Origin of the sequence: Streptomyces sp. ICN903 (assembly GCF_022015835.1) — a bacterium.
GTDB lineage: Bacteria > Actinomycetota > Actinomycetes > Streptomycetales > Streptomycetaceae > Streptomyces > Streptomyces fenghuangensis.
The window spans coordinates 1-8,106 of record NZ_JAKMAY010000265.1; the positions used below are offsets into that span (position 1 = coordinate 1).

8 protein-coding genes are annotated in these 8,106 nt (G+C 75.1%); 5 read left to right on the forward strand and 3 right to left on the reverse strand.

The genetic code is table 11. The features are described from left to right. Positions 1–325: 325 nt before the first annotated feature. The gene (locus L7D48_RS22550) at positions 326–2,452 is read left to right on the forward strand and encodes a SpoIIE family protein phosphatase (RefSeq protein WP_305853169.1); all 2,127 of its coding nucleotides are present in this window, start codon (positions 326–328) and stop codon (positions 2,450–2,452) included. Between the two features lie 66 nt (positions 2,453–2,518). Here the strand turns inward: L7D48_RS22550 and L7D48_RS22555 are convergent, their stop codons facing one another. Continuing rightward, complete coding sequence (locus tag L7D48_RS22555) at positions 2,519–2,890, reverse strand: signal peptidase I (RefSeq protein ID WP_237881871.1); 372 nt, start codon at positions 2,888–2,890, stop codon at positions 2,519–2,521. 117 nt (positions 2,891–3,007) lie between these two features. Beyond that, entirely contained in the window at positions 3,008–3,718 is a 711-nt protein-coding gene (locus L7D48_RS22560) for an SUMF1/EgtB/PvdO family nonheme iron enzyme (protein ID WP_237881873.1), read from the reverse strand. Between the two features lie 246 nt (positions 3,719–3,964). Here L7D48_RS22560 and L7D48_RS22565 point away from each other — a divergent pair, with 246 nt between their 5' ends. The 4 genes from L7D48_RS22565 (at position 3,965) to L7D48_RS22585 (ending at position 7,349) form a co-directional block, all read left to right on the forward strand. Continuing rightward, positions 3,965–4,207 (forward strand): general stress protein, encoded by a 243-nt coding sequence (locus tag L7D48_RS22565; protein WP_374493330.1) that lies wholly within the window; start codon positions 3,965–3,967, stop codon positions 4,205–4,207. A 250-nt stretch (positions 4,208–4,457) separates the two neighbouring features. After that, positions 4,458–5,675: a hypothetical protein gene (locus tag L7D48_RS22575; RefSeq protein WP_237881875.1), complete on the forward strand. Its 1,218-nt coding sequence runs from the start codon at positions 4,458–4,460 to the stop codon at positions 5,673–5,675. Between the two features lie 196 nt (positions 5,676–5,871). Continuing rightward, entirely contained in the window at positions 5,872–6,129 is a 258-nt protein-coding gene (locus tag L7D48_RS22580) for an acyl carrier protein (RefSeq protein ID WP_158239010.1), read from the forward strand. Further along, positions 6,126–7,349 carry a beta-ketoacyl synthase gene (locus L7D48_RS22585; RefSeq protein ID WP_237881877.1) on the forward strand — a complete coding sequence of 408 codons (1,224 nt, stop codon included), beginning with the start codon at positions 6,126–6,128 and terminating at the stop codon, positions 7,347–7,349. The genes L7D48_RS22580 and L7D48_RS22585 overlap by 4 nt, the downstream gene beginning before the upstream one ends. A 97-nt stretch (positions 7,350–7,446) precedes the next feature. Here the strand turns inward: L7D48_RS22585 and L7D48_RS22590 are convergent. Next, the coding region (locus L7D48_RS22590; RefSeq protein WP_237881879.1) for a sterol desaturase family protein at positions 7,447–8,106 on the reverse strand (660 nt) is incomplete at its 5' end.

Below are 8,106 nucleotides of genomic sequence, written 5' to 3' on the forward strand. Positions count from 1 at the left end.
CCGGGCGGGCCGGGGCCGGCCGGTCCGCCCGAACGGGGGTGGGCGCGTAGCACGGGTGGCCGGAGGCATACGGCATTTGCTGGACTTGCCGCATTTCGTGCCCGAGGATCGCGGTACCGCCTGTTCGCGGTGTCCGAGGCCCGGGAACGGGATCCGGCCGTACGCCGGGGCTCTCCGGCCCGGGCGGAGCCGGCCGGGGCTCGCAGTGAAGTGGGAACACCTATGAGGGGCAGGCGACGCGGATGACCGCCGTACCGCCCGAGGCCGCCGCGGTGCCGGAGGAGAGGCCGCGCCCTGGCCCCCCGGCGACGACGAGACGCGCGGCCTGTTCCGGGCCTCCGACGCCGTCTTCGCCGAACTGTCGGGTCCGCGCCACGTCGTGGAGACTGCCAACCCCGCCTTCTTCCGGGCGCTGGGCCGCGAGGAGACCACCGGCGTGCCCCTGGCCGAGCTGGCCCCCGAACTCGCCGAGCAGGGGATCATCGGCCTGCTGGACGGCGTCTACCGCACCGGCCGCCCCTACACCGTGCAGGACGCCAGGGTCCTGCTGGGCCCGCCGGGCGCGATGAACGAGGCGTACTACGACTTCACCTACGAACCACGCCGGGAGCCGGGCGGCCGGGTGGCCGGCGTCACCGCCCTGGGCGTGGACACCACCGCCGTCCGGCAGGCCCGGCAGCTCGCCGCCGAGCAGCGCGCCCTGCTGGAGCAGATCGCCCTGGACGCGCCCATGGGGGACATCCTGCGCGCCATGACCGCCGCCATCGAGGAACTCAACCCGGGAGTCCTGGTCTCGGTGCTCCTCGCCGACGCCGACGGCCGCCGTCTGCGCCACGGCGCCGCGCCGAGCCTGCCGGACTTCTACAACCGGGCCATCGACGGCGTCGCCACGGGGGAGGGCGTCGGCTCGTGCGGCACTGCGGCCCACCGCCGCGAGACGGTCGTCGTCGCCGACATCGCCACCCACCCGTACTGGGAGGAGTTCCGCGAGCCGGCTCTGCGGGCGGGGCTGGCCGCCTGCTGGTCCACCCCGATCACCGGGACGGACGGACGGCTGCTGGGCACCTTCGCGATGTACCACCGCGAACCGCTCATGCCGCGTGAGGCCGACCTGGCCCTGGCCGCCGCCTTCGCCCGTACCGCCGCCCTGGCGGTGGAGCGTCACCAGACCAAGCAGGCCCGCGAGCGGGCCGAGGCCAAGGAGCGGGCCGCCCGGCAGGACCTCGCATTCGTCCTGGAGGCCAGCACCCGAATCGGCCGCGACCTGAACTTCCACGACAGCCTGCACCGGCTGGCCGAGCTGAGCGTCCCGGAGCTGGCGCCGATGAGCGCGGTGGACGTGCTCGACGGAGGACGGCTGACGCGTATCGCCGCGTTCGCCGCCGGGGACCGCGGGGACCGGGGCGGGCGGTGGCCGCAGACATCCGGGCGGAGCGCGCTCTGCCCGGACGGCGAGACCGTCGCCCGGGTGCTGGTCACCGGGGTGACGGAGGTCGCCCGCCGCGTCCCGCCGTCCCCGGGGCCCTGGCGGGAGCTGGGCGTCACCGGCTACGTGTGCGTACCGCTGAGCTGGCGAGGGGACCCCTTCGCGGTGCTGACCCTGCTGTTCACCGGGGAACGCCCCCTCCAGGGGCGCACCGTGGCCCTCGCGGAGGAGCTCGCCCACCGCACCGCCGTCATCGCCCACAACGCGCGCCAGTACACCGAGCGCGTCGAGCTGGCCCGCGACCTCCAGGCCGGACTGCTGCTGCCCGAGCCGCCCGCCGTCCCCGGGGCCGAGGTCGCCACCTGCTACCGGCCGGCCGGCGAAGGGCTGGACGTCGGCGGCGACTTCTACGACGTCTTCCCGCTGGGCGGCGGCCGCTGGGCCTTCATGATCGGTGACGTGTGCGGGCGCGGGGCGTCGGCCGCCACCGTCACCGGGCTGGTCCGCCACACCGCCCGCGCCGTCGCCCGGCTCGTCGAGGACCCGGCCAGGGCCGTCGCGGAGGTCAACACCGCCCTGCTGGAGGGCGTACGGCACGGCAGCGCCTTCGTCACCCTCGTCTACGGCCGGATGACACCGGGCAAGGACGGGCTGGAGGTCGAACTCGTCCGGGCCGGTCACGTCCCGCCCCTGGTGCGGCGCGGCGGCAGGCGGGTGGAGGAGGTCGCGGCCGGGGGGATGCTGCTGGGCGTCGTCCCCGACCCGGCCGTCCGTACGGCGCGGCTGACCCTGCGGCCGGAGGAGACCCTGTTCCTGGTCACCGACGGCTTCACCGAGGCCCGCTCGGCCGACGGCCGGTTCCTCGGCGAGGAGGGCCTGGCCGCCGCCCTCGCCCGCGCCGGCCGCGAGGACGGCGCGGGCGCCCGGGAACTCCTGGACGAGGTGGTCGCCTCCGTCGACCGGTTCTCCGACGACGCAGCCCCCAGCGAGGACGACAGCGCGGCGCTGGTCATAACCGCCCGCTGACCGCCTGCCGGCCGCTTCCCGGCGGCCCCGCCGAGCGTGCCCGTCGGCCGGGTGGTGTTCCCGGCCTCACTCCTGCGGCGGCAGCGCGTAGCCGGGGACGGAGGGCCAGCGGACCGTCAGCAGCGTCGAGTCCTCCTCGGCGACCCAGGAGTGGTCCATGCCCCGGCCCCACACCACGTAGTCGCCCCGTTCGGCCAGGACGACGCTGCGGCCGGGGAACTCGACGCGGAAACGGCCCTCGACCAGGATCTGGAAGGTGGTGCGCTCCTCGCCGCGCACCCACTGCCGCCGCCGCTCGCCGCGTGGGTGGACGCCCCACTTGATCTCCAGCGCCTCGCTGTGCCGGATGTCGCCCGCGTCCTTGAAGTGGCCCAGCAGCCAGCCCCGGTCCAGCGCCGCATCTGGCCCGGCGCTGCCCGTGTACACGTTGTCGTCCATGCGCTCGGACGCTAACACCCGCGCCGGACGGGCGGGCCGGGTCTCCGCCGCTCCGCCGCTCGCAAGAAAAGTGTGCCAAGCGGTTTGTAGTACTGCCGTGTCCGACCCTGGCCGACGTCAGCGCGGGAAGGAGCGGGCCAGGCGGAAGCCCACGTCGTCGATCCGCAGGGTCGGATGGCTGCGGCGGCGCACCGAGGCCCGGCAACTCCAGGGTTCGTCGAACCACCCGCCGCCGCGCAGCACCCGGTAGGGGCCGTAGGCCTCGGGGTCGTAGAGGTCCCAGCACCACTCCCAGACGTTGCCGAGCATGTCGTACAGACCCCAGTCGTTGGGCCGCTTGCCGCCCACGGTGTGGACGCGCTCGCCGGAGTTGCCGCGGTGCCAGGCGATCTCGTCGAGCGGGCCGTAGCGCGGGCCGGCCGTGCCCGCGCGGCAGGCGTACTCCCACTCGGCCTCGGTCGGCAGCCGGTACCCGTCGGCGCGCTCGTCCCACTCGACGCCCGTGCCGTCGCCGCCGTCGCCGCCGTCGCTGCCGTCACCGTCCGGGGGGAGGCGGTAGGCGGGAGCCATCCCCTCGCGCAGGGACAGGGCGTTGCAGAACCGGACCGCGTCCAGCCACGAGACGTCCTCGACGGGCAGCCGGCCGCCGTGTGCGGTCTCGGGCGGCGAGCCGGCGACCTGCGCGTACCGGGCCCGGGTGACGGGGAAGGCCGCGAGCCGGTAGGGCGCGAGGTCGACCGGCCAACTGCGCTGTGTGCGGCGGTCCGACAGCGTCACCCGCCCCGGCGGGAGGGCGGTCAGCGTGCCGTCCCCGGTGTCGGTGTCCATGGGCGGGCGAGCCTAGCAGGGCCCTTGGCGGGGCCGGTGTCCGAACGGATGCCGCGCACCCCGTTTCGGCCGTCGCCGATTGCGGAACCCCGGGTTCCGTGCACCGCGCGGGAGTTGACGACGCATGGGAAGCGGCAGGTCCGAACACTGGCCGTGTTTCTTGTAGTTTGCGGTGATTACTCCCAGATGGGTCGGGCACTCGATGTTGCGAAGGGACTTGCAAGACAACGAGTGAAGGGAGCAGTCATGGCTGCGTCCAACAACTCCAACAACCCCGGTAACTTCGCCAACGACCGTGAGAAGGCCGCCGAGGCCGGCCGCAAGGGCGGCCACGAGAGCGGTGGCAACTTCGCCAACGACCCGCAGCGCGCCGCGGAGGCGGGCCGCCAGGGTGGCCACGAGAGTGGCGGTAACTTCGCCAACGACCGTGAGAAGGCCGCCGAGGCCGGCCGCAAGGGCGGCCAGAACAGCGGCGGCGGGCAGCGGTAACCCCCGCCTCACCCGAACCGCGCCCGCGGGCGCGGAGGCAGCACCACGGCTCCGGTTCCTCCGGCAGAACGGAGGAACCGGGGCCGAGCCCTGTCCGCTGCCCCAGGTGCCCGGGATTGCCGGGAGCGGGAAGGCAGGGAAGGCCCAGAGCTGCCCGCTCCTCTTCTTGAGAGGCCGGCCGGGCACGCACAGGCTGCGGGTGCGAGGCGTCCTGCCGACGAGGCGGAGGACGAGGTGGAAGGGGGGCCGGATGAGGCATGTGCCCTTCTTCCGGTGGGTTCTGGCACTCGGTCTGGTGCTGATCGGGGGCGCGCTGGGCGTTCATCTGGCCACACCGGAGTTTCCCGAACTCCGGCAGATCGACCTGACCGTGGTCGAGGAGGAGCCCGACGGGACGTGCACGGTCCGGTGGAGGGATCCCTTCGAACACGGCAAGTACGAAGGGCCGTACCTATGTGACGCCGGGAGGTCGGACGACCTGAAGGCACCGAACCACAACGAGATCACCGGCTTCGGATGGGACACCGGGTTCGTGATCGAGGAGGGCCCGGACAGAGGCGAGCTGTACTCGCTGGAGGAGGACGGGGAGGAGCGGCGCCGGTACAACGAGCTGTCCGACACGCTGGTGGCGTTCGGGCTGCTCCTGACGGTCGTCGGCCTCGTCGGCGGAAGCATCCGGGGGCTGTATCGGGTCGGAGGCGCGGACTCCGGGGTCGTCCGCCGGGCGGAGCGGCTGCGGGAGGCGGCCGATTCGGTGGCCGAGGACTACCGGCGGGCCGTGGAGGCGGTGCATGAGGCATGGGCCCCGTTCCACCGGGAACTGGTGGACGCCGAGCTGGACCGGACCCCGGTCGAACGGCTGCGGCGCGCGGGCGGGAAGCGGCTTGATGTCGAGGAGCTGAGGAGGGGAGGCTTCCGTACCGTGCGGGAGGTGCTCGACGCAGGTGCGTGGGGCCTGGGGCACCGCGGTGTGGGACGGCGTACGGCCGAGGCGGCGACGGCCGCCGCGCGGCGGGCCGCCGGTGAGGCGGGAGCCACCGTGGCGGTGCGGATGGACGCGGACCGGCCCGGGCCGCGTACCGCGGAGCTTCTCGCCGCTCTGCGGGTGCTGGTGGAGGCCGGGCCGGGGGCGCGGAAGGCGGCGGAGGAGGGCGTGGAGCTGGCCGCGCGGCTGGATCTGCTGCTGGCCGAGGCGGCGCCCGCCTCCCGGCGCGCGGACCTGCTGCGTGCCGGGCCGGAGCAGCGCCGGTACGCGCTGGACGCCATGGCAGAACTGCGCCTGCTGGTCAGGGAGGCCGAACGGGAGAAGACCGCGCAGTGGTTCGCACAGGCGTCGGTCGATCTGCTGCGCGGACAGGACCGCGATCCGGCCGGGCTGTCCGCCCGGGTGGACTTCGAGTCCCGGCCCCGGGAGTACCACAGCCGGCTCGCGGAGGTCACGGGCGGCGGTCTCGCGCCGGCCGGCTGATCCGGGAAGCGCGCACACGGGCCGCCGGCGGATTCACGGCCGCGTGTGCGGCCCGCCCGCCGGCCCGCTGCCTCGTACGGGTGAAATGCGCTTTGCGGGCCGTTCCGCTCCCGGTCCGGCCGTGCCGAGCCACAAGGATGGGGCGCGGAAGGGGGCCGGTTCCGGCCGGTCCGAGTTGAGCGCGCGAGGAGGCCCGATGGGCAAGGCATACGGCGTCGTTGCGGACATCCTGGTCGGCAAGTTCCAGTTCACCGAGGGCGAGCTGTCGCCCGGCGCCACGCTGGAGGAGATCGACCTGGACTCGCTGGGGCGGGTCGAGTTCGCCCTGACCCTGCGGGAGAGCACCGGTGTGCCGTTCGCGGACGACCAGATCACCCTGGACACCACGCTGGGGGAGATCGCCGACGCGGTCGAGGCCGCGTGGGGCGCGGGTACGGCGGTGGCTCCGCGGTGACCCGCCCCGACATCGCGGTGACCGGCCTGGGGGCGGTCACCCCGGCCGGGGCCGGGGTGGAGGAGACCTGGCGCCGGGTCTGCGACGCCGGCCCCACGGCCTCCCGGGACGGCGAACTGGCCGGTCTGCCGGTGGATTTCAGCTGCCGAGTCCCCGAGGTGGAGGTCGCCGACCGGAGGCGTCGGCGGCAGTTGTGGCGGCAGGACCGTTTCACCCGGATCGCGCTGGCGGCGGCCGACGAGGCGCTGCGGGACGCGCGGCTGGATCCGTCCTCCTGGGACGGGGCCCGGATGGGCACGGCCGTCGGGTGCAGCCTGGGCGGCGCCGCCACCTGGGAGGCGGAGTTCGGCCGGATGCGGCGGGAGGGGCCCGAGGCGGTGTCGCCGGTGGTCATCCCGAGGCTGCTGCCGAACATGGCGGCCGGCGAGGTCGCGCTCGCGCTGGGGGCGCGCGGCCCGAGCATGGCGGTCTCCACCGCCTGCGCCTCGGGGGCCAGCGCGCTGGCGGTGGCCCGCGACTGGCTGGCCGCCGGTCTGTGCGACGTCGTCCTGGCGGGCGGTACGGAGGCCGCGGTCACGCCCCTGGTGGTGGCCGGGTTCCATCGGGCCGGGGCGCTGTCGTCGCGCACCGGCGACCCGGCGGCGGCCTCAAGGCCGTTCGCGGCGGACAGCGACGGGTTCGTGATGGCCGAGGCCGCCGCCGTCCTGGTGCTGGAGCGGGTGGCGGACGCGCGGGCGCGCGGTGTGCGCCCGCGCGCCCTGCTGGCCGGCTGCGGCACCAGCACCGACGCGCTCCACCCCACCGCGCCGCACCCCGAGGGCCGGTTCGCGGAGCTGGCGGTGACCGCGGCGCTGGCGGACGCGGGTCTGGAGCCGCGGGACGTCGACCACGTCAACGCGCACGCCACCTCCACCCCGCTGGGCGACGCGGCGGAGGCGAGCATGATCGCCAGGGTCTTCGGCCACGGCCCGAGCGTGACCTCGGCCAAGGGCGTCCTGGGGCACTCGCTGGGTGCGGCGGGTGCGGTGGAGGCGGTGCTCACGGTCCTGAGCATCGAGCGGTCCGCCGTGCCGCCGACGGCCAACACCGATGCCCCCGCGCCGGAGTTCGACATCGATCTGGTGACCAAGGCGGTGCGCGAGCAGCGCGTCGGCGCGGCCGTCAGCAACTCCTTCGGGTTCGGCGGCCACAACGTGTCCGTGGTGCTCCGGGCCGTCTGAGTCCGGCCGGCTCCCGGGTCTCCGCTCCGGCGGTCCGTGTTCCGGGCCCACTTCCGCCGCTGGGCCCGGAACACGGACCGGGTGGGGCCCGGTGTGCTCAGCGCACCGCCGCCCCGCCCGCCGCCGTACGTCCCGGGGCCGGACGCTTTGGCGCGGTGCCGAAGACGTGGTCCCAGTAGGGGCAGCTCACCCCGAAACCGCGGCTGGCGTCCTGGAAGTGGTGGCGCAGGTGGTGCCTGCGCAGGCGGCGTCCGAGCGCGGTGGGCGGACTGGGGCGGTGCAGGAGGAAGTGCAGCTCGTCGTAGACGACGTATCCGGCGGTGAACCCGGCGGCCACCGCGTTGGCCGCGCCGCCGTCCAGGGCCAGGTGGAGGGCGGCGAAGGGGAGGCCGGTCAGCAGCAGGCTGGCCGGGGGCGGCATGACCAGGCGGCGCGGGTCGTCGGGGTGGTCGTGGTGGACGCCGTGCACCATCCAGTGCAGCCGCCTGCCGCGCGCGCTGCGCGGGGTCAGGTGGAAGAGGGCCCGGTGCACCCAGTACTCCGTCAGCGTCCACAGCGCGTAGCCGAGCAGGATGTGGCCGGCCAGGGCCGCCCAGCCCAGGCGGGGCGCGGCCAGGGCGGCGAGCAGGACGGTCAGGGGGCCGTAGAGGGCGACGGGCACGGCCGGGTGGACGCGGGTGAAGCGGTCCAGGAACGGGGAGCGGAACAGGGGCGGGGAGGCCCGCAGCCGTTCGGCCCGGCCGGTGCGGGGCCGGGT

Bases quoted from the DNA above. Each gene is read 5' to 3' on its own strand.
- L7D48_RS22555 (WP_237881871.1), bottom strand. From the start codon at position 2,890: ATGGACGACAACGTGTACACGGGCAGCGCCGGGCCAGATGCGGCGCTG.
- L7D48_RS22560 (WP_237881873.1), bottom strand. From the start codon at position 3,718: ATGGACACCGACACCGGGGACGGCACGCTGACCGCCCTCCCGCCGGGG.
- L7D48_RS22565 (WP_374493330.1), top strand. From the start codon at position 3,965: ATGGCTGCGTCCAACAACTCCAACAACCCCGGTAACTTCGCCAACGAC.
- L7D48_RS22575 (WP_237881875.1), top strand. From the start codon at position 4,458: ATGAGGCATGTGCCCTTCTTCCGGTGGGTTCTGGCACTCGGTCTGGTG.
- L7D48_RS22580 (WP_158239010.1), top strand. From the start codon at position 5,872: ATGGGCAAGGCATACGGCGTCGTTGCGGACATCCTGGTCGGCAAGTTC.